Origin of the sequence: Actinoplanes sp. NPDC023936, from assembly GCF_040639325.1 — a bacterium.
Classification (GTDB): Bacteria; Actinomycetota; Actinomycetes; order Mycobacteriales; family Micromonosporaceae; genus Actinoplanes.
The window spans coordinates 64,739-90,292 of the sequence record NZ_JBEZZR010000032.1 but is presented as its reverse complement, the minus strand read 5'-3'; the positions used below and the strand labels follow the sequence as shown (position 1 = coordinate 90,292).

The 25,554-nt window shown below is 71.7% G+C and carries 24 protein-coding genes and 1 riboswitch; of the genes, 6 read left to right on the top strand and 18 right to left on the bottom strand.

Going from position 1 to position 25,554, the window contains the following annotated elements:
* Positions 1-63: 63 nt before the first annotated feature.
* A complete protein-coding gene (locus tag AB0F72_RS31615; protein WP_360438864.1) occupies positions 64-483 on the top strand; it encodes a nuclear transport factor 2 family protein in 420 nt (139 codons plus the stop codon).
* 155 nt (positions 484-638) lie between these two features.
* Here the strand turns inward: AB0F72_RS31615 and AB0F72_RS31610 are convergent, their stop codons facing one another.
* The 5 genes from AB0F72_RS31610 to AB0F72_RS31590 form a co-directional block, all read right to left on the bottom strand.
* Positions 639-1,541 carry an aminotransferase class IV gene (locus AB0F72_RS31610; RefSeq protein ID WP_360438861.1) on the bottom strand — a complete coding sequence of 301 codons (903 nt, stop codon included), beginning with the start codon at positions 1,539-1,541 and terminating at the stop codon, positions 639-641.
* A 105-nt stretch (positions 1,542-1,646) separates the two neighbouring features.
* Positions 1,647-2,099 carry a hypothetical protein gene (locus AB0F72_RS31605; RefSeq protein ID WP_360438858.1) on the bottom strand — a complete coding sequence of 151 codons (453 nt, stop codon included), beginning with the start codon at positions 2,097-2,099 and terminating at the stop codon, positions 1,647-1,649.
* A gap of 106 nt (positions 2,100-2,205) precedes the next feature.
* Positions 2,206-2,823, bottom strand: a complete 618-nt coding sequence (locus AB0F72_RS31600; RefSeq protein WP_360438855.1) for a dihydrofolate reductase family protein — start codon at positions 2,821-2,823, stop codon at positions 2,206-2,208.
* Between the two features lie 95 nt (positions 2,824-2,918).
* Positions 2,919-3,086, bottom strand: coding sequence for a hypothetical protein (locus AB0F72_RS31595; protein ID WP_360438852.1), 168 nt, complete (start codon positions 3,084-3,086; stop codon positions 2,919-2,921).
* Positions 3,087-3,205: 119 nt separating this feature from the next.
* Complete coding sequence (locus tag AB0F72_RS31590; protein WP_360438849.1) at positions 3,206-4,435, bottom strand: hypothetical protein; 1,230 nt, start codon at positions 4,433-4,435, stop codon at positions 3,206-3,208.
* 142 nt (positions 4,436-4,577) lie between these two features.
* Between AB0F72_RS31590 and uxaC the strand changes: the two genes are divergently transcribed.
* Both uxaC and AB0F72_RS31580 read left to right on the top strand, forming a co-directional pair.
* The gene (gene uxaC, locus AB0F72_RS31585; RefSeq protein ID WP_360438846.1) at positions 4,578-6,002 is read left to right on the top strand and encodes a glucuronate isomerase; all 1,425 of its coding nucleotides are present in this window, start codon (positions 4,578-4,580) and stop codon (positions 6,000-6,002) included.
* Positions 5,999-7,534 (top strand): altronate dehydratase family protein, encoded by a 1,536-nt coding sequence (locus AB0F72_RS31580; RefSeq protein WP_360438843.1) that lies wholly within the window; start codon positions 5,999-6,001, stop codon positions 7,532-7,534. Before uxaC ends, AB0F72_RS31580 begins: the two co-directional genes overlap by 4 nt.
* A gap of 3 nt (positions 7,535-7,537) precedes the next feature.
* Here the strand turns inward: AB0F72_RS31580 and AB0F72_RS31575 are convergent, their stop codons facing one another.
* The 5 genes from AB0F72_RS31575 to AB0F72_RS31555 all read right to left on the bottom strand — a co-directional run bounded on the left by AB0F72_RS31575 (position 7,538) and on the right by AB0F72_RS31555 (position 11,946).
* Positions 7,538-8,206, bottom strand: a complete 669-nt coding sequence (locus AB0F72_RS31575; protein WP_360438840.1) for a Type 1 glutamine amidotransferase-like domain-containing protein — start codon at positions 8,204-8,206, stop codon at positions 7,538-7,540.
* A 108-nt stretch (positions 8,207-8,314) separates the two neighbouring features.
* Positions 8,315-9,283 (bottom strand): LacI family DNA-binding transcriptional regulator, encoded by a 969-nt coding sequence (locus AB0F72_RS31570; protein ID WP_360438837.1) that lies wholly within the window; start codon positions 9,281-9,283, stop codon positions 8,315-8,317.
* Between the two features lie 538 nt (positions 9,284-9,821).
* Complete coding sequence (locus AB0F72_RS31565) at positions 9,822-11,150, bottom strand: hypothetical protein (RefSeq protein WP_360438834.1); 1,329 nt, start codon at positions 11,148-11,150, stop codon at positions 9,822-9,824.
* The gene (locus tag AB0F72_RS31560) at positions 11,147-11,425 is read right to left on the bottom strand and encodes a hypothetical protein (RefSeq protein ID WP_360438831.1); all 279 of its coding nucleotides are present in this window, start codon (positions 11,423-11,425) and stop codon (positions 11,147-11,149) included. Before AB0F72_RS31560 ends, AB0F72_RS31565 begins: the two co-directional genes overlap by 4 nt.
* 65 nt (positions 11,426-11,490) lie before the next feature.
* Complete coding sequence (locus AB0F72_RS31555; protein WP_360438828.1) at positions 11,491-11,946, bottom strand: lamin tail domain-containing protein; 456 nt, start codon at positions 11,944-11,946, stop codon at positions 11,491-11,493.
* A gap of 363 nt (positions 11,947-12,309) precedes the next feature.
* Between AB0F72_RS31555 and AB0F72_RS31550 the strand changes: the two genes are divergently transcribed.
* Both AB0F72_RS31550 and AB0F72_RS31545 read left to right on the top strand, forming a co-directional pair.
* Positions 12,310-13,662, top strand: coding sequence for a glutamate decarboxylase (locus AB0F72_RS31550; protein WP_360438825.1), 1,353 nt, complete (start codon positions 12,310-12,312; stop codon positions 13,660-13,662).
* A gap of 39 nt (positions 13,663-13,701) precedes the next feature.
* Positions 13,702-14,337: a hypothetical protein gene (locus tag AB0F72_RS31545; RefSeq protein ID WP_360438822.1), complete on the top strand. Its 636-nt coding sequence runs from the start codon at positions 13,702-13,704 to the stop codon at positions 14,335-14,337.
* Between the two features lie 10 nt (positions 14,338-14,347).
* On the opposite strand, the gene AB0F72_RS31540 is transcribed toward AB0F72_RS31545, so the two are convergent.
* From AB0F72_RS31540 to AB0F72_RS31505, 8 genes are all read right to left on the bottom strand, one after another.
* The gene (locus AB0F72_RS31540; protein WP_360438819.1) at positions 14,348-17,461 is read right to left on the bottom strand and encodes a discoidin domain-containing protein; all 3,114 of its coding nucleotides are present in this window, start codon (positions 17,459-17,461) and stop codon (positions 14,348-14,350) included.
* A gap of 414 nt (positions 17,462-17,875) precedes the next feature.
* Positions 17,876-18,229, bottom strand: coding sequence for a GNAT family N-acetyltransferase (locus AB0F72_RS31535; RefSeq protein WP_360438816.1), 354 nt, complete (start codon positions 18,227-18,229; stop codon positions 17,876-17,878).
* A 16-nt stretch (positions 18,230-18,245) separates the two neighbouring features.
* Complete coding sequence (locus AB0F72_RS31530; protein ID WP_360438813.1) at positions 18,246-19,949, bottom strand: WD40 repeat domain-containing protein; 1,704 nt, start codon at positions 19,947-19,949, stop codon at positions 18,246-18,248.
* A gap of 77 nt (positions 19,950-20,026) precedes the next feature.
* Entirely contained in the window at positions 20,027-20,335 is a 309-nt protein-coding gene (locus AB0F72_RS31525; protein ID WP_360438906.1) for a MazG-like family protein, read from the bottom strand.
* A 14-nt stretch (positions 20,336-20,349) separates the two neighbouring features.
* Positions 20,350-21,675 carry an L-serine ammonia-lyase gene (locus AB0F72_RS31520; protein WP_360438810.1) on the bottom strand — a complete coding sequence of 442 codons (1,326 nt, stop codon included), beginning with the start codon at positions 21,673-21,675 and terminating at the stop codon, positions 20,350-20,352.
* Positions 21,672-22,043, bottom strand: a complete 372-nt coding sequence (gene gcvH / locus AB0F72_RS31515; protein ID WP_360438807.1) for a glycine cleavage system protein GcvH — start codon at positions 22,041-22,043, stop codon at positions 21,672-21,674. The genes AB0F72_RS31520 and gcvH overlap by 4 nt, the downstream gene beginning before the upstream one ends.
* Complete coding sequence (gene gcvT, locus AB0F72_RS31510; RefSeq protein WP_360438804.1) at positions 22,040-23,098, bottom strand: glycine cleavage system aminomethyltransferase GcvT; 1,059 nt, start codon at positions 23,096-23,098, stop codon at positions 22,040-22,042. The genes gcvH and gcvT overlap by 4 nt, the downstream gene beginning before the upstream one ends.
* A 129-nt stretch (positions 23,099-23,227) precedes the next feature.
* Positions 23,228-23,387, bottom strand: a riboswitch (glycine riboswitch).
* Between the two features lie 50 nt (positions 23,388-23,437).
* The gene (locus tag AB0F72_RS31505) at positions 23,438-24,295 is read right to left on the bottom strand and encodes an LLM class flavin-dependent oxidoreductase (RefSeq protein WP_360438903.1); all 858 of its coding nucleotides are present in this window, start codon (positions 24,293-24,295) and stop codon (positions 23,438-23,440) included.
* Between the two features lie 265 nt (positions 24,296-24,560).
* Between AB0F72_RS31505 and AB0F72_RS31500 the strand changes: the two genes are divergently transcribed.
* Positions 24,561-24,812, top strand: a complete 252-nt coding sequence (locus AB0F72_RS31500) for a hypothetical protein (protein WP_360438801.1) — start codon at positions 24,561-24,563, stop codon at positions 24,810-24,812.
* The last annotated feature ends 742 nt before the right edge of the window (positions 24,813-25,554 follow it).

Genomic DNA, 25,554 nt, shown 5'->3' with positions numbered 1-25,554 from the left:
GACCGGTCCGGCCATTCGTTCTACGGTCGTTCAATCAACGTCTGTTCAATGAGGAGGACCACGATGGCGACGTCGTCGCGTGCGGTCGTGGAGGAGGTCCTCCGAGCAGGCCGCGAGCTGGACATCGAAGCGTTCGTGGACTCGATGGCCCCGGACGGGTACATCGAGTGGCCGTTCCGGCCGGCCGGGGTTCCGGGGCGGCTGCAGGGACGTGCCGAGATCCGCGATCATCTCGCGAGGACAGCCGGCAGCCTTGTCACGTTCGACGAGTACCGCGACGTGGTGATCCACGAGACGGTCGATCCCGAGGTGGTCATCGTGGAGTACGAGGCGCATGGGACGGTCGTCGCTACCGGAGCGCCGTTCGTGCAAACAGTGATCGCGGTGTTCCGGGTTCAGGACGGCCAGATCGTGTCGTACCGCGATTACCTCAACCCGCTGCCGCTGGCCGAGGCACTGGCCGGCGCGACGGCCGTCCCGTAGGAGACGCGGGCGAACACGCGGCAAGGCCGATCAGCAGGGCGGCCAATCCCCCAGCGAATCTCGACACCATCCCCCGCCGACCCCGGTCCGATGTGTACGGAGCAGCCAGCATACCGCCCCCGCCCGGCCGGGCAAGATCTCGGCGAGGCCTCCGGTCAGGGCAGCAGGCGGACCCCGTGGGCGGCGGCGTGCTGCTGGTAGAGGCGGGCCACCCGGCTCGTCAGCGGGCCGACCTTGCCGTCGCCGATGTCGCGGCCGTCGATCACCGTGACGGCGGCGATCTCGCCCATCGTGCCGGTGCAGAACACCTCGTCGGCGGTGTACATCTCGGTCAGCGAGATGTCGCGCACCGTCGCCGGGATGCCGTGCTCGGCGGCGAGCCGCAGCACCGTCTCCCGGGTGATCCCTTCCGGGCACGCGGCCGTCGACGGGGTGATCAGCGCGCCGCCGGTGACAGCGAACAGGTGGGTCGCGTTGGTCTCCGCCACGAAGCCGCGCTGGTCGAGCATGAGGGCGTCGTCCGCGCCGGCGGCGGTCGCCTCGATCTTGGCGAGGATCGAGTTGAGCAGGTTGGCGTGGTGGATCTTCGGGTCGAGGACGTCCGGGCCGGGGCGGCGCACGCTGGACGTCGCCAGGCGCAGGCCGGTCGTGTCGTACACCGGGGCCTTGAACTCGGCGAGCACGATCAGGGTGGGACCGGCCTGGTTGAGGCGCGGGTCCATGCCGCTCGTCACCTTCACGCCGCGGGTCAGGGTGAGCCGCACGTGCACCCCGTCGTGCATCTCGTTGGCCCGCAGCGTGGCCGTCACCGCCGCGATGATCTCGTCGTCGCCGGGGATGCCGGTGAAGCCGAGCGCCGTCGCCGAGCGCCGCAGCCGGGCCAGGTGCTCGTGCAGCCCGTAGATCGCCCCGCGGTAGAGGCGCAGGCCCTCCCAGACCGCGTCGCCGCCCTGCACCACCGAGTCGAACGGTGACAGGCCGGGCCGGCTGCGGTGCAGCAGCTCCCCGTTGACCCAGTAGCGAATGTCGGCGTTCCGCTCGTCGTAGCGCTGCAGCATCGGCCGATCATACGACCGGCAGCACTGACGCTGTTTGACTGAAACCCGCCGCCCGACAGTGCGCCGATGCGGCCGCACCCGGTAGTGCGCCGATGCGGCCGCGCGTCACGGTCGGTCGCCGCTGACCGTGGAGCGCTGGGGGTTTGCGTCATTCTGCAGGGCCCGGGGCGTCCGCGGGTTTCCGCACAGCGCGGGGTTGACCGCGGATGCCGGCACGCTGGGTGACAACGGTTCGCGCTGACGGGCGGCCCCGCCCTGGTTTCCGGCGGGCCTGCAGCGGTGATGACGCACATCGGGACCATTGCCGCGGCCGAGCGCACTGACGACCAGCCGGACCAGCTGGTCCAGCTGGCCGTCAGTGCTGTTCTCGGCCGGTGTGGATCGTGGAAAGGCGTGGCCCGGCTGGCGCTCAGTGCTGTCCCGGCCAGCTGGCGAGAACACTGACAGCCAGCCGGGCACGACGAGCTGGTCACCAGTGCTGCCGGAGGCCTCTTCCGAGAACACTGAGCGCCAGCCCGCCCGCACCACTCCACGATCGACAACCGGAGCGGTGCCCATTCACGTCCCTACCAGGCGACGACTCGTCGATCAGCCAGCACGGTCAGCACTGACGACCAGCTGGACCAGCCGGACCAGCCGGCCAGGGCGGCCGCGCCGGCTCTGATCACGGCTGGCCGGGATCGGCGCCGGTGGTCATGTCGCCGGTGGCGGGGGTGCCGGGCTCGAGCCGGTACCGCAGCAGGACAGTGCCGCGCGACGAGGTGACCGGCGGCTCGGCCAGGGCCAGGCTGGCCGGCACCGCGCCGCCGTCGAAGACCTTCTTGCCGACGCCCAGCACGATCGGGTAGACCCACAGGTTGAGCCGGTCGAAGAGCCGTTCGCGCAGCAGGGTCTGCACCAGGTTCAGGCTGCCGATCACGTGGATCTTCTCGTGCTTGTCCCGCAGCGCCCGGATGTCGCCGGTGCCGACCCGGGTGGTGCCCGCCCAGTCCAGGGCGGGCTCGCCGCGCGAGGCGACGTATTTCGGGATGCGGTTGAACAGGCCGGCGATGTCACCGGGCTGCTGCGGCCAGTACGCGGCGAAGATGTCGTAGGTGCGCCGGCCCAGCAGCAGCGCGTCCATGCCCTGCATGCCGGCCCAGACCTGCTCGCCGTCGGCCTCGTCGATCAGCGGCGCCTGCCACCCGCCGAACGGGAAGCCCTCCGGGTCCTCCGCGGGGCCGCCCGGCGCCTGCGCGACCAGATCGAGGGTGGTGAACAGGTCGATCGAGATGGTGCCCATGGTGCCCTCCTGAGCCAACGTGGTGACCGTCATGGGCTCAGACCGGCCTGACGCCGCGAACTCATCGGTCCCCCGCGCGCCTGATACGCCGTGACTCAGCGGACGATCGCGGCGTCGGTCCCGGACGCCAGGGCGACGACCTCGGCCGCTGTCGCCATCGACGTGTCGCCGGGGGTGGTCCTCGCGAGCGCGCCGTGCGCCGCGCCGTACCTCACCACGTCGTACCGGCAGCCGTCAGCGTCCCGCAGCGGCAACGACGGCACCGACGCCTCCGATCAGCTCGCGGACCCGGTCGAGGTCCGTGTCGCGGGGCGCCATCCAGGAGCCGCCGACGGCCAGGACCGACGGCAGCGCGAGGTACTCCCCGGCCCGTCCGGGAACGTCATCGGATCACCTTCTCCAGAGCGGCTTCCAGCCCGGCGGCCCGGATGGCCCGGACGTGGTCCGCGGTCTCCTCCGCCAGCCGCGCGTCGCCGAACGGGAACACCCCGTCCCGGATCCGGGCGACGACCTCCTCGTCGTCGCGCACCGGATAGTCGCCCAGCTCCCCCGCGTAGCCCAGCACCAGGCAGGCCAGGGCGAACACGCTCAGCGGCGCGCGCTCGCCGGCCGCCCACCGGTCGCGCACCACCGGGAAGTTGCGGGTGTGCCACTTGGCGATCGCGTTGAGCGCGATGTCGGCGAGCCGGTGCTCCAGCGCCGGGCTGGCGAGGCGGTCCACGGTCGCCGCCGCGAACGGCCCGGCGCCGGCCGGCAGCGTCGGCAGCACCTCGGTGTCGAGCAGCCGCCGCAGGTACTCACCGGCGAGCGGATGCCCGACGGCCTGGTTCACGGTGACGCAGCCGAGCAGCGGGGCGACCGCGGCCAGCGCGGTGTGCGAGCCGTTGAGGACCCGGACCTTCTTCACCCGGTACGGGCCGATGTCCGCCAGGAACTCCACCGGAAGCCCGGCGCGATCCAGCGGGAACTCGTCCCGGATCCGCGGATCGCCGGCGATCGCCCAGTGCGCGTACCGCTCGCCGCGGACCTCCTCGGCGTCCCCGCCCGGCACGATCCGGTCCACGATGGTGTCGTAGAACCGGCAGTGCGCGCCGGCCCACGCCGCGAACGCCGGATCCAGCACCGCGGCGTGGCGCAGCACGGCCGCGCGCAGCAGCTGCCCGTTGTCCTCGTTCAGCTCGCAGGGCAGGAACGACAGGCCGCGGGCCGGGTCGCCGCGGAAGTGCCGCCACCGCTCGTGCAGCAGCACCGCCATCTTCGCCGGGAACGTCTCCGGCGGCCGGGCGGACAGGTCGTCGTCGACGGCGACGATGCCGGCCTCGGTGGTGTTGGAGAGGACCAGCCGCAGGTCGTCGCCGCGGGCCACGGCGAGGCAGCGGTCCCAGTCCGCGTACGCGTCCACCACCTCGTCGATCACGTCGACGCGGGTGACGTCGTGCTCGTCGAGGACCACCCGGAACGGCGCTGCCCGCAGCGGGACCCGGCTGGGCCGGGGCGTCACCTTGAGCACGACCACGCCGGTGTCGAGCACACCGGCGTCGTTGCCTTTCTGGATCATCCAGTCCGCGAAGCCCCGGAGAAAGTTACCGCCGCCGATCTGCAGGATGCGCACCGGCCGTAGCTGCCGTGAAATGAGCTATCTCCCTCCGCGCGATGGACGCCGCCATCCGGCGCGTGTGATGATGCGCCGTGGAAACGTTCCCACAATTTCCAGCGCTGCGGAAGGGGATCGCGTCATGTCCGGAGGACCCTCGATGTCCGGAGACCCCCATCGATGGCTCCTGCATCCCGACCGGGCGCTGCCCGCCGAGCCGGCCCTGCGCGGACTCGCCCGGGAGATCTACGCGACCACCCGGGACCTGCCGATCGTCTCCATGCACGGGCACGTCGACGCCGAGGTGTTCGCCGCCGACCAGCCGTTCGCCGACCCGGCCGCCCTGTTCGTCACCCCGGACCACTACCTGGTCCGGATGCTGGTGTCCCGCGGCGTCCCGCACGACGCCCTCGGCGTGCCGCGCCGCGACGGCCGCCCGGTCGAGACCGACCCGCGCGCCATCTGGCGGACGTTCGCCGAGCACTGGCCGCTGTTCCGCGGCACACCGACCCGCTTCTGGCTGGAACACGAGCTCGCCGAGGTCTTCGGCGTGCGCACCCGGCTCGGCGCGGACACCGCCGACGCCGTCTACGACGAACTGCGCGCCAAACTCGCCGAACCACGGTTCCGCCCGCTCGCCCTGCTCGACACGTTCCGCATCGAGATCATCTCGACCACGGACGCGGCCACCGCCACCCTCGCCGACCACCGCAAACTCGCCGAGCGCGGCTGGGGCGAGCGGATCGTCCCCACCTTCCGCCCCGACGCGCTGCTCGACACCGCGAAGCCCGGCTGGCGCGCCGAGCTGCGCAGGCTCGGCGACGACATCACCACCTACGACGCGTACCTGACCGCGCTGGAGGAGCGCCGCGCCGTCTTCGCGGCGGCCGGCGCCCGGGCCACCGACCACGGCCACCTCAGCGCCGACACCACACCCCTGGACCGCGCCGACGCCCGCCGCCTGTTCGGCCGGGCGCTTGCCGGGACGATCACCGCCGGCGAGTCGGCCGCCTTCCTCGCCGGCATGCTCTTCGAGATGGCCCGGATGTCCACCGAGGACGGCCTCACCATGCAGCTGCACCCGGGCGTGCTGCGCGACCACGACCCGGCCGTCCTGGCCGCCCGCGGACCCGACGTCGGCTACGACATCCCCGTGCACACCGAGTACACCCGCGCGCTGCGGCCGCTGCTCAACGCGTTCGGCCACCATCGGAACCTGCGCCTGGTCGTCTTCACCGTCGACGAGACCGCGTTCAGCCGCGAGCTCGCCCCGCTCGCCGGCGTCTACCCCGCGATGCTCCTCGGCGCGCCCTGGTGGTTCCTGGACACCCCGGAGGGCATGCGCCGCTTCCGGGAGGCCGTCACCGACACGGCCGGCTTCGCGAACACCGCCGGCTTCGTCGACGACACCCGCGCCTTCCTCTCCATCCCGGCCCGCCACGACCTGGCCCGCCGCGTCGACGCCGGCCACCTCGCCCGCCTCGTCGCCGAACACCGGCTCGACCTCGACGAAGCCGCCGACACGGCTCGGGCGCTCGCCTACGACCTGCCCCGCGCCGCGTACCCGAAAGCGGGTCTCGCATGACCGCCACGCCACTCACCGACGTCGCGCTGCTGCTGCACCCCGACGACCACGTCGCGGTCGCCCTGCGCGACCTGCCGCCGGGTCTGGAGCTGACGCACGGCACGCACGGCGTCCGGGTCACGGCCGCGATCCCGCAGGGCCACAAACTGTGTGTACGGCCGGTGCGCGCCGGTTCCGCGGTGCACAAGTACGGGCAGAGCATCGGCCGCGCCACCACGGACGTGCACCCGGGCGACCACGTGCACACCCACAACCTCGCCATGGACAGCGTGCGCCAGACCTACGAGTTCGGCACCGGCCGGATCCGCGTTCCCGGGGCGGCTGTCCCCCGTACCTTTGCGGGTTTTGATCGCGCCGGAGGCGCCGCCGGAACCCGCAACTACGTCGGCATCGTCACCAGCGTCAACTGCTCCGCGTCGACCGCCCGCATGATCGCCGACCAGTTCCGCGGCCCGATCATGGACGCGTGGCCGAACGTCGACGGGGTCGTGGCGCTGACCCACGACTCCGGCTGCGGCATGGTCCCGGCCAGCGTCGGCGGCCAGATCCTGCGCCGCACGCTGCGCGGATACGCGTCGCACCCGAACGTCGGCGCCCTGCTCGCGGTCGGCCTGGGCTGCGAGATGCTCGCCGTCGACGCGCTCCTCGGCGACCTGCCCGCGCCCGCCGACACCCTGATCGACCAGCTGATCATCCAGGAGGAGGGCGGGGTGCGGGCCACCGTCCGCGCCGGCGTCGCCGCGGTGCGCACCCTGATCGAGGAGCTCGACCAGCGGCGCCGCGTGCCGCTACCGGCATCCCGCCTGATCCTCGGCCTGAACTGCGGCGGCTCCGACGGATACTCCGGCATCACCGCGAACCCGGCCCTCGGGCACGCCTCCGACCTGCTCGTCGCCCAGGGCGCCACCACGGTCCTCGCCGAGACCCCGGAGGTGTTCGGCGCCGAGCACCTGCTCACCCGGCGCGCGGTCAGCCCCGAGGTGGGCCGCCGGCTGCTGGACCGCATCGAGTGGTGGCAGAAGTACGTCGCGGACGGCGGCGGCACCCTCGACAACAACCCGTCACCGGGCAACAAGGCGGGCGGGCTGACCACGATCCTGGAGAAGTCCCTCGGCGCGGTCGCCAAGGGCGGCACCGCCGAGCTGACCGCGGTCTACGAGTACGCCGAGCGGGTCACCGCCGCCGGTTTCACCTTCATGGACACGCCGGGATACGACCCGGTCTCGGTCACCGGCCTGGTCGCCGGCGGCGCGACGGTGGTCTGCTTCACGACCGGCCGCGGGTCGGTGCTCGGCACCAAACCCGTTCCGACAATCAAAATCGCGACAAACACCGAAATGTACGATCGGATGCGCGAGGACATGGACCTGAACGCCGGTGTGATCGCCACCGGTGACGCGACCGTGGAAGAGGTCGGCGCCCAGATCTTCGAGGAGATCCTCGCCGTGGCGTCCGGGCGCCCGACCGTCAGCGAGGACCTCGACCTCGGCCGCGACGAGTTCGTCCCGTGGCAGCTGGGCGCGGTGACCTGAGCCTCAACTCCCGAACGCCACCCACGTGCCCTCGGAGATCACCTCGGCGGCGCCGTCCACCACCATGATCGCCGTCTGCTCGTCGATCGCGTAGGCCGGGCCGCCGATGCCGGCGGCCCACCGCTCCGCGTGCGCCAGGGAGTTCCCCGGGAACAACCCCAGGTGCGGGAAGATCGAGAAGTCGACGACGCCCAGCGTGCGATCGTCCGGCGCGGACGGCCACTCCACGAAGTAGTCCCCGATCCGCGGCGTCATCACCATGCTTCCGGCGCTCACACCCACCCACACCAGCTCCGGGAGCTCCGGCAGCAGGTCGGCCAGCCCGGACTCCCGCAGCCAGTGATGCAGGTACGTCGCGTCGCCGCCGTCGACCAGCAGCACGTCGGCCTCCCGCACCCAGGGCACCCAGCGCTGCGCGCCGATGCTGGGCAGCGCGGTCAGCTCCAGCACACCGAGCGAGGCCCAGCCCAGCCCGGTCAGGAACCGCCAGTCGGCCGCGGAATCGCCGGCCACCAGACCCCGCACCGACGCCGGGCCGCACATCGGGTGGCCCCACTGCGCCGTCGGGACGACCAGGGCCCGGCACTCGGCGATCGGCTTGCCGAGCAGGCGCACGAGCGCGGCGTTGATGCTCGGGTTCGTGACGCCACCCGAGGTGAGCAGGAGTTTCACGGTGTCTCCTTCGTACGCCGGGGCCACGCCGGCTTCTCATGTCGGGGCCACTCCGGCTTCTTACGCCGGGGCCACGCCGGCTTCTCATGTCGGGGCCACTCCGGCTTCTTACGCCGGGGCCACGCCGGAGGATGAGCGGACCACCAGTCCGGTCGGGAGGGTGACCTCACGGTCCCGTACCGCCGAGGGGGTCTTCCCGGCCCGGCGCAGGAGCAGCTCGAGGGCGGCCGCGCCCGCCCGCCCCTTCGGCACGGCGACAGTGGTCAGCGGCGGATGGCTCATCGCGGCCAGGCTGATGTCGTCGTAACCCACCACGCTCATCTGATCGGGAACGGACACCCCCCGGGTCGCGAGCCGATGCAGCAGACCCATCGCCACCAGATCGTTGTAGGCCAGCACCGCCGTCGCCGGGCTCGCCAGCACCAGGTCCCCGGCGAGCACCCCGCCCTCGAACGTCGGCGCCACCGACCCGAACCGCAGAATCTCGTAGTCCGCCAGCGCGGACAGCCGCTCCCGGCCCGCCCACGAGTCGTCCGGACCGGCCAGGAACGCGATCTGCCGATGCCCCAGCGCCCGCAGATGATCGATCGCCTGCCGCGTCCCGGCGGCGATGTCCGCCGCGATCGACAGCATGCCGGGCGCCTGGCGGTGCACCAGAACGGTGGTGTCCGGGTCGGCGGCCTCCAGCAGCTCGGCGTCCGTGGCCCGGGGCGAGCAGAGCAGCACACCGTCGGTGTTGCGGCCCAGCATGGCGAGCGCCTCCAGCTCGGCGGCCACGTCCTCGTCGGTGTCCGTGATGAACACGCCGCAGTCGACCGCGCGGGCGCGGGCGCTGACACCCTTGGCGATATCCGCGAAGAACGGGTTACGCAGGTCCGGGACGATCAGCCCGTAGTTGCCGGTGCGGCCGGTGATCAGCCCACGCGCCGTCCGGTTCGGACGGTAGCCGAGCCGCTCGGCGGCGGCCATCACCGTGGCCCGGGTCGCGGGGCTGACACTGCCGCCGGTGAGCGCGCGCGACACCGTGGACACCGACACCCCAGCGGCGTCCGCGACGTCGTGCACGGTCGTGCGCACCGGGCTTTCTCCCTCGTCAGAGCGGGTGTTTCAGGCCGCCAGCATAACGGGAGGTGGGCCGGGATGACATGAGCTGCAAATTTCCTGCATACGTTTGCATCGGGGTGTCCGCATTGCCCGAGCCGCATTGCCCGAGCCGCATTGCCCGAGCCGCATTGCCGGCAGCTGTATCGCCGGGGTCGTGTCCGCCCGCGTCGGGGTTGCCCCGTGTTCCGTCGCACGCGGTGTCACGCGTCCTAGGACTCTAGGATGAAGGTGGTCTCCCGGTCGTTTCGTTCGCTCGGCATAGGTCGGCGGCGAGGGCTCGCGGCCGAACAGCCCGGAGGCGGCTGCAGAGACGCCGGATATCACGGTGGGTCACTGGCAAGGTGGTGCGGCGTGGGGTGCGCGTCATTCTGTGGGGCCTCGGCCGTCCACGGACTTCCGTAAAGCGCCAGCTTGCCCACCATTGAGGACGCTCAGCGTGACGATCACCGGTGGACCGATCACGCCGGGTGCGAGGGTCGTCCGCTGGTCACTTTCCTGCCCTGTATGCGGGTCACTTCTCGTGGAGGGCGGCGCGGGCCACTTCCGGACTTCCGGGGGTGCCCTCGGCAGCGGGCTTCGTGGAGTTGGCCGGTATATCCGAGTTGTCCTTCACACTGCCGTTCGCCTCCTCGCGCTGAGCGGGCGGGACCGACTCACCGTTCGGACTCGGACTCGGGGCCGGCGGGCTGCTCGGTGTGTCGTTCGCGGAGCGGTCGGGGGTGGTCTCAGTACCGTGGCCCTGGGGCGGCGGCGTGTTGTCGTTGATGGTCCCGTTCGCCGACTGGCCGGGCTCACTCTCCGCGGGCTTGCTCGGAGCGCCCGGGGAGGTGTCGCTCTCGGCTGTCTTGTTCGGGCCGCTCGGCGCGGCCTCGCCCTCGGCTGGCTTGTTCGGCGTAGTGGGCGCGGCTTCGTCCGCCCGGTTGGCGTCCCGCAACTCAGCGTCGGTCTCAGCGTTCGGCTTGAGCGTCGCATCACCGGACCCACCATTCGGCTTCAGCGACGCATCACCAGACTCAGCATTCGGCTTCAGCGACGCATCGCCAGACTCACCATTCGGCTTCAGCGACGCATCACCAGACTCACCATTCGGCTTCAGCGACGCATCGCCAGACTCACCATTCGGCTTCAGCGAAGCGTCGGCCGCCCCGCTCACACCAGCGGCGATGCCTCCAGCGGCAGCACCAACAGCAGCGCCCGCTCCCCCGCCGCCGGCCGCGCCACTCAACCCGCCGGCCAGACCGCCGACCGCGCCACCGACACCAGCACCAGCACCGGCACCGGCACCGGCACCGGCACCGGCCAGCGTCGCTGTGCCGCCGGCCTTCGCGAGATCGGACGCCTGGATCACCGGCACCCCGGCGGCTGCGGCTCTGCGGGCGCGGACCGCATGGACCGCGGCGACCATCTCCGCCCTCGCGCCGGTGACCTCGCCTGCGGCGATCTGGTAGGCGGCGACCTGCCGCGGATAGTCCGGAGCGGACGGATCGACCGGCTCCGGGATCATCGTGCCGGAGACCGGGAGCCCACCGGCCGCCGCGACCTCGCGGGCCGCGGCCATCCGGCCCTGCGCCGCGGCCAGGCGGCTGCCGTAGTCGGTGAACGCGCCCGCCGTGGACTCGATCTCGCTGTGCAGGGCTTCGGCCATGGCGGCGGCGGTGGACATCCGGGTGCTGAACGCGGTTCCGGCCGAGCCGCGCCAGCCCTCGGCGGCGTCGGCGCCGGTGGAGCGCAACGTCTCGGCGGCGGCGCGGACGTCGAAGCCCAGCTGGTCGCGGAGCCAGCCGGCGGTGGTGAAGATCTGGCCGGGATCCCCGTCGAGGCGGGTGTCGATGGGCATCATGACACCCCGCTGATCCGTTGTCCGGCGGCGGAGTCCTCGGACGCGTACGTCTGCCCGGCCTCGGAGACGCGGTTGCCGGCCTCGGCGAGACCGGCCGCGAGACCGGCCGAGCTTTCCGAGAGCTGGGCGAGGAGCTCGGCGAAGATCGGTGTCGCCTCGCCCGCGGCGGGGATGCGCGGGGCTCCCGCGGTGGCCCTCAGCGCCTCGCCGGAGCGCCGGAGACGGTCCGAGATCGATTCGAGCAGTACCAGGTCGACGGTCAGGCGATCAGCCATGGTCTTTCCTCCCACCGTACGGATGTCCGGGTGTACACCGCACGGCGGGAGAAAAGTTCACAGAATCAGCAAGCGATCTTGGTACGGCCCTTCTTGTTCCCCCACGAGCAGGTGTCCTGGGTCTTCTTGTCGGGCTTGCGCAGCGTCGCCTTGTCGCCGGTGTTGTTCCAGATGTAGTTGCCGGAGTTCCAGTAGACGTGCGTCTTGGTGTTCGTGCCCTTGCCGGTGTGCAGGTAGATCTTGCCGCCCTTGGCCGGGATGCTGACGCTGCCGAACGTGTAGACCCGGCCGCCCTTCTCCTTGATCGACCAGCCCTTCAGGCTGACCGCCTTCTTGCCGGTGTTGACCAGCGCGATCCACTCCGCGTTGCGGGACTTGTTGCTGCGGGTGTCCTTGCCGGGCGAGTCGTACTGGGCGCTGTGGAACCGCAGCGCGGGCGCCGCCTGGGCCGGGCTCGCCACGGCGAGGGTGCCGCCGAGGACGGCGGCGAACGCGGCCACGGTGCCGAGCAGTCTGCGCATGGAGTGTGTCTCCTTCGGAAGAAGCGGAGTGGAAGATCTTGGAGCTTTCCAAACCCCGCGGAGGACCGCACGCAGGCGCGGTGGACCGTTCGGCCGGTATCCGGCGGCCGGTCAGCGGGCGCGGATGCCGTCCAGGGCGAAGTGCGGCACCCGCTCGCGCTGTTCCTCGTCGACGAACGACGCGGAGGGTGATTCACCCGCGGCGAATGATGTGCCGCCCCCGGCCATGGGCGACGGTGGGCACATGTCGAGGCGCCACGACCGACTCGCGCCGGACACCGACTCGCCATCGCCGCACCGTGACGCGTCTCCGCAGGTCACGGCGCGGATACGAAAGACGGCGCGGATACGAAAGGACGTACGGTGAAGCATCCCAGGAGCGAACGGCCGGCGCCGGACATTCTCGCTACGGCTGACGTGACAATCCCCCGGCACCAGTTGCCGGCCGGGGAGATGACGCCGGACGACGCGTACCAGATCGTCCACGACGAACTGATGCTGGACGGCAACGCCCGTCTCAACGCGGCCACCTTCGTCACGACGTGGATGGAACCGCAGGCCGACCGGCTGATGGCGGAGTGCTTCGACAAGAACATGATCGACAAGGACGAGTACCCGCAGACCGCCGAGATCGAAGCGCGGTGCGTGAACATCCTGAGCCGGCTCTGGAACGCCCCGGACGCCCGGCAGGCCACCGGGTGCTCGACGACCGGGTCGAGCGAGGCCGCGATGCTCGGCGGCCTGGCGCTCAAGCGCCGGTGGCAGCGGCACGGCGGGACCGGCAAGCCCAACATCGTGATGGGCATCAACGTGCAGGTCTGCTGGGAGAAGTTCGCCAACTACTGGGACGTGGAGATGCGGCTCGTCCCGATGGACGGCGACCGCTACCACCTCGACGCCGGCTCCGCGGTGGCCCTCTGCGACGAGAACACGATCGGCGTGGTGGCGATCCTGGGCTCCACCTTCGACGGCTCCTACGAGCCGGTCGCGGAGATCTGCGCGGCCCTGGACGCCTTCCAGGAGCGCACCGGCATCGACGTCCCGGTGCACGTCGACGCCGCCTCCGGCGGGTTCGTCGCGCCGTTCCTCGACAGGGACCTGGTCTGGGACTTCCAGCTGCCCCGGGTCTCCTCGATCAACGTCTCCGGTCACAAGTACGGCCTGGTCTACCCCGGCGTCGGCTGGATCGTCTGGCGCGACGCGCAGGCGCTGCCCGAGGATCTGATCTTCTGGGTCAACTATCTCGGCGACGACATGCCCACGTTCGCCCTGAACTTCTCCCGGCCCGGCGCGCAGGTGGTCGCCCAGTACTACAACTTCCTGCGGCTGGGATTCGCCGGTTACACCAGGGTCCAGGGGTACGCCCGGGACGTCGCCACCCGCCTCGCCGGACTGATCGCCGACCTGGGGCCGTTCGAGCTGCTCACCCGGGGCGACGAGCTGCCGGTCTTCGCCTTCAAGCTGCGCGACGAGGTCACGAACTACTCGGTGTTCGACGTCTCCCAGGCGCTGCGGGAACGCGGCTGGCAGGTGCCCGCCTACACGTTCCCGAAGAACCGCGAGGATCTGGCCGCGCTGCGCATCGTGGTCCGGCGCGGCTTCACCCACGACCTCGCCGACATGCTCCTCGATGACCTGAAACGGCACGTGCAGCGTCTGGAGAAGCAGCCCGTGCCGGCCCGCGACGCGAGCACTGCCACCGGCTTCCACCACTGATCGACAGCGGCGTGCGCGGGTCCGTTACCCTGTGCGGTCGTGCCGAGCCCGTACGCCGATGAGCGTCCCGACACCGTGCCCGCCTGGATCCTGTGGCCGGTGCGGGCGCTCGCGTTCGTCGTCGTGCTGCCGTTCCGGCTGCTCTGGGAGGCCGGCCGGCTGACCGGCAGGTTCCTCGGCCGGTACGTGATCGCGCCGCTGGCGTGGCTGTGGCATCACGCCGTGGTGATCCCGGCCGGCTGGCTGTGGCGCCATCTCGTGGTGATCCCGGCCGCCTGGCTGTGGCGCTACCTTGTCGCCGTCCCGGCGGCCTGGCTGTGGCGCTACCTCGTCGCCGTGCCGTGCGCCTGGCTGTGGCGGGTCGCGATCCGGCCGATGCTGCTGGCGCTCGTCGAGTGGGTGCTCGCCCCGATCGGCATCGTCCTCTGGACGTGGCTGTTGCGCCCGGCCTGGCTCGCCCTCGCCTGGCTGGCCCGGACCGGCTGGGACGCCACCACGTGGGTCGGCACCCGGATCTACCGGTACCTGCTGCGCCCGATCGGGATCGCCGTCGCCTGGACGTGGCGGTACACCTTCGGCGCGCTGTTCCGCGGTCTCGCGTACCTGGCGAGGGAGATCTGGCGGCCCGTGGCGCAGGCCGTCCGCTCCATGCTCGAAGCGGTCGGCCTGCGCTAGGGCCCTAGGGTCACCGGGCCGCGACGCGCATCTCCGAGATGCTGGTCCACGGGTTGCCGGAGGTCTCCGACAGGGCGCGCAGCCGGACGTACCGTGCGGTCCGCGCGGAGAAGCACGCGTTCTGCTCGCCGACCACGTCCGGCCAGGTGCCGGCCGCCGCCGGGGTGCCCCAGCTGGTGCCGGTCGTCGACGTGTAGATCTCGTAGCCGCCGATCCGGCCGTTCGTGCCGTCCTGCCGCGGGCGCTGGTAGACACAGCTCACCGACATGTTCCGGCCCAGGTCGAGCTGGATCTCGTGCGGGTGCGCCGGATCCGGGTCGACGTCGGACCACCGGGTGTGCCAGATCGTGTCGACATTGTTGTCCAGCACGTTCGCCGCCTTCTGGTCCCGCAAGGCGGTCTCCTGGCTGTCCACGAAGGCCACTGTCGTCGCGATGCGCGGCAGCCGGGGCGCCAGGGCGACATTGAGCTCGGCGACCGAGGTCCACGGCTGGCCGGTCACCTCGGAGAGCGCGCGGAGCCGTACATATCGGCCGCTCTTGGTCGGGAAGCTGACCGCCTGCTCGTTGGCGTTGTTGGCGAACGTGCCGGTGATCTGGGCGGTGCCCCAGTTGGTGCCGTCGACCGACACGTAGATCTCGTAGCGGCCGATCCGGCCGTTCGCCACGTCCGCGCGGCCCCGGTAGAACAGGCCGTTCACGTCGTAGATGCCGCCCAGGTCGAGCTGGATCTCGTGCGGGTGGGCCGGATCCGCGGTGCGCCACGCGGTGTGCCAGTAGGTGGCCGGGTTGCCGTCGAGCACGTTGCGCCCGGGCGACTCGGCCTCCTGCGAGTCGACCCGGCGCACGGTCATCGCCGACTGGGCGCGCCGCTGCGGCACGAACGTCGCCATGTACGTCGTGTTCGTCGCCGGCGCGATCACCGTGTGTGTCTGGGTGCCCCCGTCGGACCAGGCCGCGAAGATCTGCGTGACACCGGCGGCGGCCTGCGGGGTGATGCCGCTGACCGAGTTCGCCGAGCCCTGGATGACCGTCCTGGTGAACGGCGTCGCCTGCGCGGCGCCGCCGAACGCGATCTGGGTGCCGGAGGGATTGCCGGTGAAGGTCAGATCGACGGTACGCGGATCGAGGCGCCGGGTGGTCGTGGACGACAGCCCGCCCGCGTCGGTGGCGGTCAGCACCAGCTCCAGGAAGGACGGGTACTCGTGGTCGGGCGCCGGGAACGACGCGCCGGCCACCCCGGTCCACTCCTGCACGGTGTGGGTGTGACAGTTGTCCGGCGCGTAGCAGTGGTACTGGAGCAGCCGCCAGCGCAGCGCCGAGGCGGGCAGCGTCCCCTGGTCGGGGTCGGTGGCGCCGCCGCTGAACGTGATCTGCTGCCCGACCGCGAAGGTGGTGCCGGCCGCCGGGGTGGCGATGGCCGCGGCCGGTGGGCTGTTGCCGGACTGGATCTGCACGGTCTGCGTGTCGGACGCGCCCAGCGAGTCGACGACCCGGAGACGCGCGGTGAACGGGCCGCCGACGGCCGGGTAGGTGTGGCTGGCGGTCGGTGTGCGCGCGTCGACAGTGCCGTCGTTGGTGAAGTCCCACTCGTACTTGAGCAGCCCGGCGTCCGCCTCGTCCGGGTCGCTGGACTGGCGGGCGTCGAAGTTCACGGTCAGCGGCGCCTGGCCGGTGGTCGGCGCGGCGGTCAGCACCGCGTTCGGCGGCTGGTTGCCGGCGAAGTAGCGGATCCGCCGGATCGTGCCGCCGGCGTCGGCGTAGTACAGCTCGCCGCCCGGCCCGATCGCCAGGTCCACCGGGTTGGCGGCGGCGACGACGAAGGTCTGCCGGTTGGCGGCGTCCGGCACGCCACCGGCCGCGGCCGGCCGCATCGCCCAGATGCAGTCACGGGTGTAGTCGGCGAAGAAGAGCGCCCCCGCGTACGACGCCGGGTAGTCCCCGCCGGACGGCGGGTAGAACGCCATGCCGGAGGTGCTGGACCCGCCGGTCGGGCAGGTCTCGCCGGAGACCACCTGCGCGGAGTGCTGGTAGGCGTAGTGCGGCGCGGTCACCCCGCCGCCGGTGTAGAGGTTCTCGCACAGGGTGAGGTTCGCGCCGTCGTACCCGCCCTGGCGGCCGGTGCCCTCGAAACAGGGCCAGCCCAGGTTGCGGACCATTGTCGCGTCGGGCAGCCGGTTGATCTCCTCCCAGGTGTTCCAGCCGACGTCGCCGACCCAGAGCTCGCTGGTGCCCGGCCGGATCGCGAACCGGTACGGGTTGCGCATCCCGGTCGCGATGATGCGCCGGGTGTTGGCGTCGGCCGATCCGGCGCCGGGGTTGCCGGACGCGGCCGCGCCGGTGGCCGGGTCGAGGCGCAGGATCGTGCCGTCCAGCCCGGTCGGGTCGCCGCTGGACCGCACGTCCTGCGAGCGCAGGGCGCCACCCTCCGCGGCCGGCGGGGACATCGCGCCGCCCGGCGGGTCGGCGCACGGGTTGATCGGGGTGCCGAGCTGCCCGTAGTCGACCTGGTTGTAGCTGGCCCCGTCGCCGGAGCTGACGTATAGCATGCCGTCCGGGCCGAAGCGCAGGTCGCCGATGGAGTGCGACGGGTACTGCTGGCACCAGTCGTGCAGCAGCGGCTGCTCGGCGCCGGTCATCACGCTGCCGTTGGCCTGCAGGCGGGACAGCCGGGCGGTGACCACGCAGCGCCCGCCGTTCGCGCCGCCGACCGCGCCGCAGTTGTCGTTCCACACCGGGGCGGTCTGGCCGGGCGGCGCGTCGTAGGTGTAGAGCACGTAGACCCACGGCGCCGTCGGGAAGTCCGGGTGCAGGGCGAGGCCGAGCAGGCCCCGGTCGTTCTGGTTGTGCACGTTGACGCTCAGATCCGCGAAGAGCGTCGCGCTGGTGTCGGCGATCGAGTCGAAGACCTTGATCCGGCCGGCCTTCTCGGCCACGAAGATCCGCCCGTCGCGGGCGAACTCGATGTTCATCGGTTGATCAAGTCCGGTCAGGACGGTCTGCTCCCGGAAACCGGCAGGCAGCACCGCCGCCTGAGCCGGTACGCCGCCGACCACCCCGAGCAGGGTGGCGGCCAGAAGGGTGACGACGAATGTCGCGATTGCGCGCCGAACGGCCACAGCCATTCCTCCCCCGAGGCTTCGCTGCCGATGGGGGATGACAACATAAACAGCAGATCAACGGCATGTTTCGATTATGTTTCTCGCGCATGACGCGAAATCCAGGTGCGGCCTCGCCGTCCGCAGCAGTGACCGCCGGCCCCGCGTGTGGAATTCGGGCGCGGACCACACCCAAACTCGACACGCACAAGCGGAACCGGCCCCGCGTGTGGAATTCGGGCACGGACCGCACCCCAACTCGACACACACGAACGGAACCAGCCCCGCGTGTGGAACTCGGGCGCGGACCGCACCCCAACTCGACACGCGGGGGCTTGCGGGCAGTGGCGCGCGAGGGGCGTTACGGCCTCGCGTTGCAGCAGGCCGCCCCGGGTTCTGGGGGAGGGATGGGTCGGCGTCTGGGGCGCTGTAGCCGTACCCTTATCGGAATTTTTGGTGCATGACGTGCAAACCCACCGGGCCATGGGCGGGGTGGTCGAAGGCGTCCGGGATGGTGCCGAGGCCCCGGCCGCCGCGGGCCGGGTCGACCATGAAGCCGGCGTTGGCGACCGCGGCCGCCGGACCGCCGTAGTTGGGCTTGACGTAGGCGGACGCCACGATCGTGCCCTCCTCCTCGACGACGAAGACGCGGGCGGCCGGGTTCATCCAGAGCGCCCGGGCGGCGTCCTCGGGCGTGTCGCGGTCCCAGGTGTACGTCTCGCCGGCCGCCACGATCGTGTGCCAGAACGGCCAGATCCCCGGCCAGTCCGCCGCCACGGCATCCCTGATCTCCATGACCCTCAAGATAGGCTCAGGATGATCGGAATCGGGCTTGGAGGACTCCGGTCAGCAGGTCCCAGACGCGCAGCGTGCCGTCCTCGGAGCCGCTCACCAGCTGGGTGCCGGTGATCGCGACCGACGTGATCCGGCCGGTGTGACCGGTCAGCCGCACGCCGTCCCCCTCGCTGCCGACGCGCAGCGTGCCGTCCTCTCCCCCGGTCACCACGATCAGCCGGCCGTCGTGCACGGTCGCCGCCACCGCGGTCAGCTGACCGTCGTGGCCGGAGCGTTCGCCGAGCGGCGCGCCGGTGGTCAGATCCCACACCCGCAGGACACCGTCGGCGCCCGCGCCGGAGACGACGACCGGGCGGCCGGCCACGTCGATCACGGTGATCGGCGGCCAGGTCACCGATCCGCCCGGGCCGCCGCCGGGCATCGGGGCGCCGATCGCGTTGCCGGTGGCGAGATCCCACGCCCGCAACGCGATCTCGGACGTGTCGTAGGCGCCCGAGCGTTCGTCGTAGGGGTGGTCCGCGGTGATCGCGTAGATCACTCCCCCGGTCTGCGCGAACGCCCGGGCGCCTGCCCACTCGTCCAGCGGGCCGGCGGCAAGCTCGCCGGTGGCGAGATCCCAGGCCCGGGTACGGCCGTCGCCGTGCAGGCTGACCGCGATCGTCATGCCGTTCCAGGTCGCTGTCGTGAGCACTGTGGTCTGGTACCGGGTGTCGATCGGCTCGGTGGCCGGGGCGCCGGTGGCCAGGTCCCAGACGCGCAGGGACCGGTCGGCGGCGGTCACGGCGACGGTGCGCCCGTGCAGCTCGGCGGTGGCGACGGCGCGTACCCACGAGGTGTGCCCGGTGATCTTCTCGCCGACCGGGGTGAGCGTGCCGAGATCCCAGCGGCGCAGCGTGCCGTCACCGTCGCCGCTGATCGCTGTCGGGCGGCCGTCGACGACAGCCACCGCCACCGCGGTGATCGAGACCGTCTCGTCGGCCCAGACCGGACCGTTCTCCGTGCCGTCCGGCAGGTCGTGGGTGCGCACCGCCTCGTCGAGACCGAGCGTGACCAGGATCGGACGGCCGTCCCGGATCGCCGTGGCCACCGCGCCGACCTCCTCGATCGTGCCGGCCGCCGAGCCGTCGGCCCGGAGCAGTGTCGCGGCCGAGCCGTCCCCGGTGACCAGGACGAAGCCCCGGCCGGTCTCGGCGGCGGCGAGGGCGGTGACCGGCGCGCCCGGACGGTGCAGCGGCTCACCCGCCTCCTCGCCGGTGGACAGGTCGGAACGGTGGACGACGCCGTCGCCGTCCGCGCTGATCACGATGGACGGACCGGCCATCGCCAGGGCCAGCACCGGCGCCCGGTGCACGGCCAGCGGCCCGCCGATCTCCTCGCCGGTGGTGATGTCCCAGCGCCGCAGCTCACTGCCCGTCGCGCCGATCAGGGTCGGACGCCCGGCCAGCACCCCCGCGGTGATCGCCTGCGGGGTGTCACCGCTGAACGGGACGCCGAGATGGTCTCCGGAGGAGAGATCGACGACGTACAGGCGGCGGTTCGCCACGCAGATCGCGATCGGACGCCCGTCGATCTCGGCGGCCGCCACCGCGTCGATGTGTGCCAGCCCGGTCGGAATCGTCCCGGCCGAAGTCCCGGAGGTCAGGTCGATGATCTCCAGAGCCGGGCCGCGCACGATGATCGCGTGCGGGCCACCGGCCTCGATGACGGTCAGGCAAGACATGGCGTCACTCTAAATCGTCATGGTCCGCGGCAGTTGCCGTCGGGGCGGGCACCCGCGGGCACCGGCCACCCGCACCGTCACTCCGGCGGCAGGTACGTGGCAGCCTTCGCCGCGCACGACTGAACCGCCTTCTCGGCGTCCACCCCGAGGCTCTCCAGCGCGACGAGCGCGGTGAACACGACGTCGGCCAGCTCACCGGCGACCTGCTCACGGGTGTGGGTGACGCCCTTGCGCGGGTTCTGCCCGAGCAGCCCGATCCAGGCCTGCGCGGCCTCGCCGGACTCCTCGGTCAGCTTGAGGATCCGCAGGGTCAGCTCGTGGTCGGACGTGCCGTTGCGAGAATCGAGAAAGGAACGCCAGCGCTTCGCCTCGGCCCAGATGTCCATACCGGCATTCTCGGTCAGCACTCGATGACGTTGACGGCGAGGCCGCCGCGGGACGTCTCCTTGTACTTGACCTTCATGTCGGCGCCGGTCTCCTTCATCGTCTTGATGACTTTGTCCAGTGAGACGTGGTGGCGGCCGTCGCCGCGCAGCGCCATCCGGGCGGCGGTGACGGCCTTGACCGCGGCCATCCCGTTGCGTTCGATGCAGGGGATCTGGACGAGGCCGCCGACCGGGTCGCAGGTCAGTCCGAGGTTGTGTTCCATGCCGATCTCGGCGGCGTTCTCCACCTGCTCGGGCGTCCCGCCGAGGACCTCGGCGAGCCCGGCGGCGGCCATCGCGCACGCCGAGCCGACCTCGCCCTGACAGCCGACCTCCGCGCCGGAGATGCTGGCGTTCTCCTTGAACAGCAGCCCGATCGCGCCGGCCGTGAGCAGGAACCGGACCACGCCGTCGCCGTCGGCGCCGGGGACGAAGTCACGGTAGTAGCGCAGCACGGCGGGGATGATGCCCGCGGCGCCGTTGGTGGGCGCGGTCACCACGCGGCCGCCGGCCGCGTTCTGCTCATTGACCGCCATCGCGTACGCGGTGAGCCACTCCATCGCGTGTGCCGCCGGATCACCGGCCGCCCGCAGTTGCCGTGCCGTGGACGCGGCCCGGCGGCGCACCTTCAGCCCGCCGGGCAGCACCCCTTCGGCGGTCAGCCCGTCGTCGATGCAGGCGGACATCACCGACCAGACGTGCAGCAGCCCGTCGCGGACCTGGGACGGCGACCGCCACACCGACTCGTTCTCCAGCATCAGCCGGGAGATCGACAACCCCGTGGACCCGGTCAGGCCGAGGAGATCGGTACCGGACAGGAACGGGTGTGGCACGGGCGGGTGCCCGGCCCGTGCCCGGGACGAGAGGTCGCCCACCACGAAGCCGCCGCCGACCGAGAAATACGTCTTGCTCAGCAGCTCGGCGCCGTCGGCGCCGAGCGCGGTGAACCGCATCCCGTTCGGGTGCTCCGGCAGCGAGCGGCGCCGGTGCAGCACCATCTCCACGCCGACCTCGCGGCCGGCGGGCAGCGTGATCCGCCCGTCCGCCGGAGCTTCCAGCGTCACGTCGACCGTCTCCGGATCGAACCCCTGCAAGCCGAGCAGGACCGCCTTCGGGGTGCCGTGCCCGTGACCGGTGGCGCCCAGCGACCCGAACAGCTCGGCCCGCACCACCACCGCATCCTCGAACTCGGACAGCCGGGACGCGAACATCGCCGCCGCCCGCATCGGGCCGACCGTGTGTGAGCTGGACGGCCCGATACCAATCGAGAACAGGTCGAAGACGGAGACGGCCAAGATCATGACTCCGGTGAGATCAGCGCGGCATAGGCCGCGGCGTCGAGAACCTCGGGGGTACGGGTGACACGCACCCGGTAGAGCCAGCCGGCGCCGTACGGATCCGAGTTGATCAGACCCGGGTCGTCGGTGAGCGCCTTGTTGACTTCCACGATCTCCCCATCGGCCGGCGCATAGACCTCGCTGACGGATTTGGTCGACTCGATCTCGCCACACGTCTCGCCGGCCGTGGTGACGGTGCCGACCTCGGGCAGGTCGACGAAGACCACGTCACCGAGGGCGTCCGCGGCGAACGCGGTGATGCCGACCGTGGCGATCTCGTCGTCGGTGAGCCACTCGTGGTCACGGCTGTAGCGAAGGTTCAAGGGGATCACTGGGGGCTCCTGCGGTAGAAGGGCAGCGCGACGACCTCGGCGTCCTCGCGAGTGCCACGGACGTCGACGACCAGACGGGTGCCGGGCGCCGCGAACACGGGTGGGACGTAGGCCATGGCGATCGGGTGGCCCAGCGTCGGCGACGGCGCGCCGCTGGTGACCTCGCCGATCCGCTCGCCACTGACCGGATCGAGCACCGCATGACCGCGGCGGGGCGCGCGGCGGCCCGCCGTGACCAGGCCGGTCAGCACGGTCGACGGGCCCTGGGCGGCGACGCGGCGCAGCGGTTCGGCGCCGACGAAGTCCGCCTTGTCCAAGGCGACGATCCGGCCCAGCCCGGCATGGAAGGGGGTGGTGCGGACGGTGAGCTCGTGCCCGTACAGCGGCATGCCCGCCTCCAGGCGCAACGTGTCCCGGCAGGCCAGGCCGGCCGGGGTCGCCCCGCCCTCCCGCAGGCTCTCCCAGATCACCGGGGCGTCGGCGTCCGAGCAGTAGATCTCGAAGCCGTCCTCGCCGGTGTACCCGGTGCGGGCCAGCAGCACGTCGCAGCCGGCGACCCGCGCCTCCTCGATGCCGTAGTAGGGCAGGTCGCTCTCGATCATCTTGCGGGACGCCGGACCCTGCACGGCGATCAGCGAGCCGCCGGCGTCGGTGATCCGCACCGCGAACCCGTTGGCGTGCTCGCCGAGCATGGCCCGGACCATCGCCGCGTTCGCCGCGTTCGCCACCACCAGGAACCGGTCGGCCGCCAGCCGGTAGACGACCAGATCGTCGAGGACGCCGCCGGTGGTGTGGCAGAGCATCGTGTACTTCGCGCGGCCGGCCTTGACCGTGGAGAGACGGCCGGCCAGGGCGTAGTCCAGGAACTCGGCGGCGTTCCGGCCGGTCACCTCGATGCGGCCCATGTGGCTGAGGTCGAAGAGCCCCGCGGCGGTCCGCACGGTGTGGTGCTCGGCGATGTCGCTGCCGTACCGCAGCGGCATGGTCCAGCCGGCGAACGTGGTGAGGTTCGCGCCGAGGCGGGTGTGAACGTCGAAGAGCGCGGTGCGTCTCACGGGAGGCTCCAAGGTCGTGACAGGTTTGGGGCCTCCCTCGCTCTGTCATGGGGCCTGAGAGCTTCATCCCGTTTCACCGGGATTTGCACCGTGGGCGCGCTCGTGTGTCGAACGGCTTTCCAGAGTCGCCTGACCGCAGCGGTACGTGGGCCTGAGAGATTCTGAGGGAGAAGTTGCTCCTTCGGCGCCTCGCCGGGTTCCGGGTTTCCGGCCGTTTGGCTTCGGCCTTCCGGCTTTCGGCTTTCCGGCTTTCGGCCTTCGGTGGCGAGGGCTCTCCCGCTGCAGGTTAGCGGCATCTTCAGTTGTGGCCTGCAAGCTATCCGGGCCGTCATGATCACGTCAAGCGAGGGGCGACGGTCGTTCGTCGTGATCACGGGCGGCTTCCTCGAGGACCGCGAGGTGGCGTTCCGCGTCGTCGCCGCGCGGCCACAGCACCGCGATCCGGTCCGCGCCGAGCGCCCGGTAGCGGCCCAGACAGTCCCGATAGGCCTCGATCGAATCCAGGGGACGCTCACCGCCGTAGCCGAGAGCGACAAGCGCGGGCAGCGTGCCCGGATCCCGGCCGGCCCGCTCGCAGGCCTCCCGCAACAGGCCGAGCTGCCGGCCCACCTCCGCCTCGGGGGTAGCCGCCGCCACCCGCGGATTCTTGATCACATCCTGGGTGATCCACAGGTCGGCGTGTTCCACAGCGACAGCCAGCCCTCGCGGCCCGGTAGCGGCCACAGCAATCCCCGGCCGCCGCCCGCCGCCGCCCACGTCGGCGGCTCGGGCGGTGAAGAACTCGCCGTCGAGGGTGGGCGCCGGCTCGTCCAGCAGCCGCCGGGTGTGCGTCACGAACTCGGTGAACCGGCGTCCCCGATCGGCGGGCGCGAGCGGCGGCGTGCCCAGGGCTTCGGCGTCCGCGCCGGGACCGCCGGCGCCGAGACCCAGCACGAACCGGCCCGCACTGATCGCGTCCAGGGCGAGCGCGGCCTTGGCCGTGGTGACCGGATGCCGGAAGTTCGGCGCGGTCACCATCGTGCCGACGCCGACCCGCTCGGTCACGGCCGCGGCGGCCGCCACAGTGGGGTACGCGTCGTGCCAGATCGGCCGCCCGCCGAGCGTGAGGTGATCCCACAGCCAGCCCCGGCCGACTCCGATCCGGTCGGCGTGCTGCCACTCCCGGCGAAGCTCCGGCCAGTCCCGATCCGGCCACATCACCACGTCCACGCTGGTACGCCCCTCCGCTGATCCGCTTGCACAAACGCTGATCCGCTTGCACAAACGTCGGTCCGCTTGCACACACCCACCCGGCACCACCGGCACCCGAGCACCCGAGCACCCGAGCACCCGAGCGCCCGAGCGCCCGAGCGCCCCGGATCATCCGCTCCGGGTGACGCGGGCGGCTCACCCGGTGGGGAACGATCAGGTTAACCGGGTCCGGACCGGGGCATGTGGAGACGAAACCCGTCGGGAGGACCTGATGACCATTTACGACAGCACGGTCGACGCTCAGCACAACATCGCCGCTTCCGGTGACCCCGCCGTGATCGCGGCAGACGCGGAGGCCACCGGCGCCGAGCTGGGCATTCCCGCCAGGCGCCGCCTGCTGCCCATCGTCGTGACCACGGCCGCGATCGCGGCGGTGACCGCCGCGGCGATCTACGGCGCGGCGAAGGCGATCGAAGCCCGCCGGAGCCGCAGCCGGTGGGAGCAGTTCCGCAGCCGCTTCTGAGTGGCGAGATCACGGCACGCCGGGCCGCGTGCGGATGACGGGTGTAGCGCAACCCGCAATCCGCACGCGGCCCGTCTTCGGCCCCGACGTTGTGGAATGCGGTAACGCCACGGCGGAGGACTCCTGCCACCGTTGTGCTCGTTCTTATGGCGACGCAGGCCGAATTCTCGCGGAAATAGAAACCCCTTTCGGAGGAATGGAAATCCTTTCCGGAATGCGGTGGCTTCCATGATCTCGGCAGAGGACGGACGCTTGCCGGCTCCTCCCCCGCCACCACCCCCGCCGTCCCGATCAGCGCGCGAACGGAGAACGGCCGCTGCCTGTCCGCTGATCGGCATCGCGGCCGCGGCACCCACCTCACCCTCGGCCGGCGCCTCCACCTCGGACGCCAGCTGAGCCGGTGGCGACGCCTGCACGCCGGACGGCCTCCGAGCCGGGGGCGGCGGCGGAGCCGGGGGCGGCGGCGGAGCCGGGGGCGGCGGCGGAGCCGGGGGCGGCGGCGGAGCCGCGGAACGATCGGCTTGGTCACGCAACTGGCGCAGCCGTCGAGCATGCCGCTGGGCGAGACCCCACGCGCGATGCCGCTCATGCTCCCGCCGGAACCGCTCCCCCTCCGGCGAATAATTCCGGCGCGCACTCGAATCCCGCAAATGCCTCACGGGAAACAAGGAGAGCTGCGCCATGAACCCAGTGTTTCTCGCCGCCCAGGAATCGGCCAACAGAATTCGTCATACCTGGCATG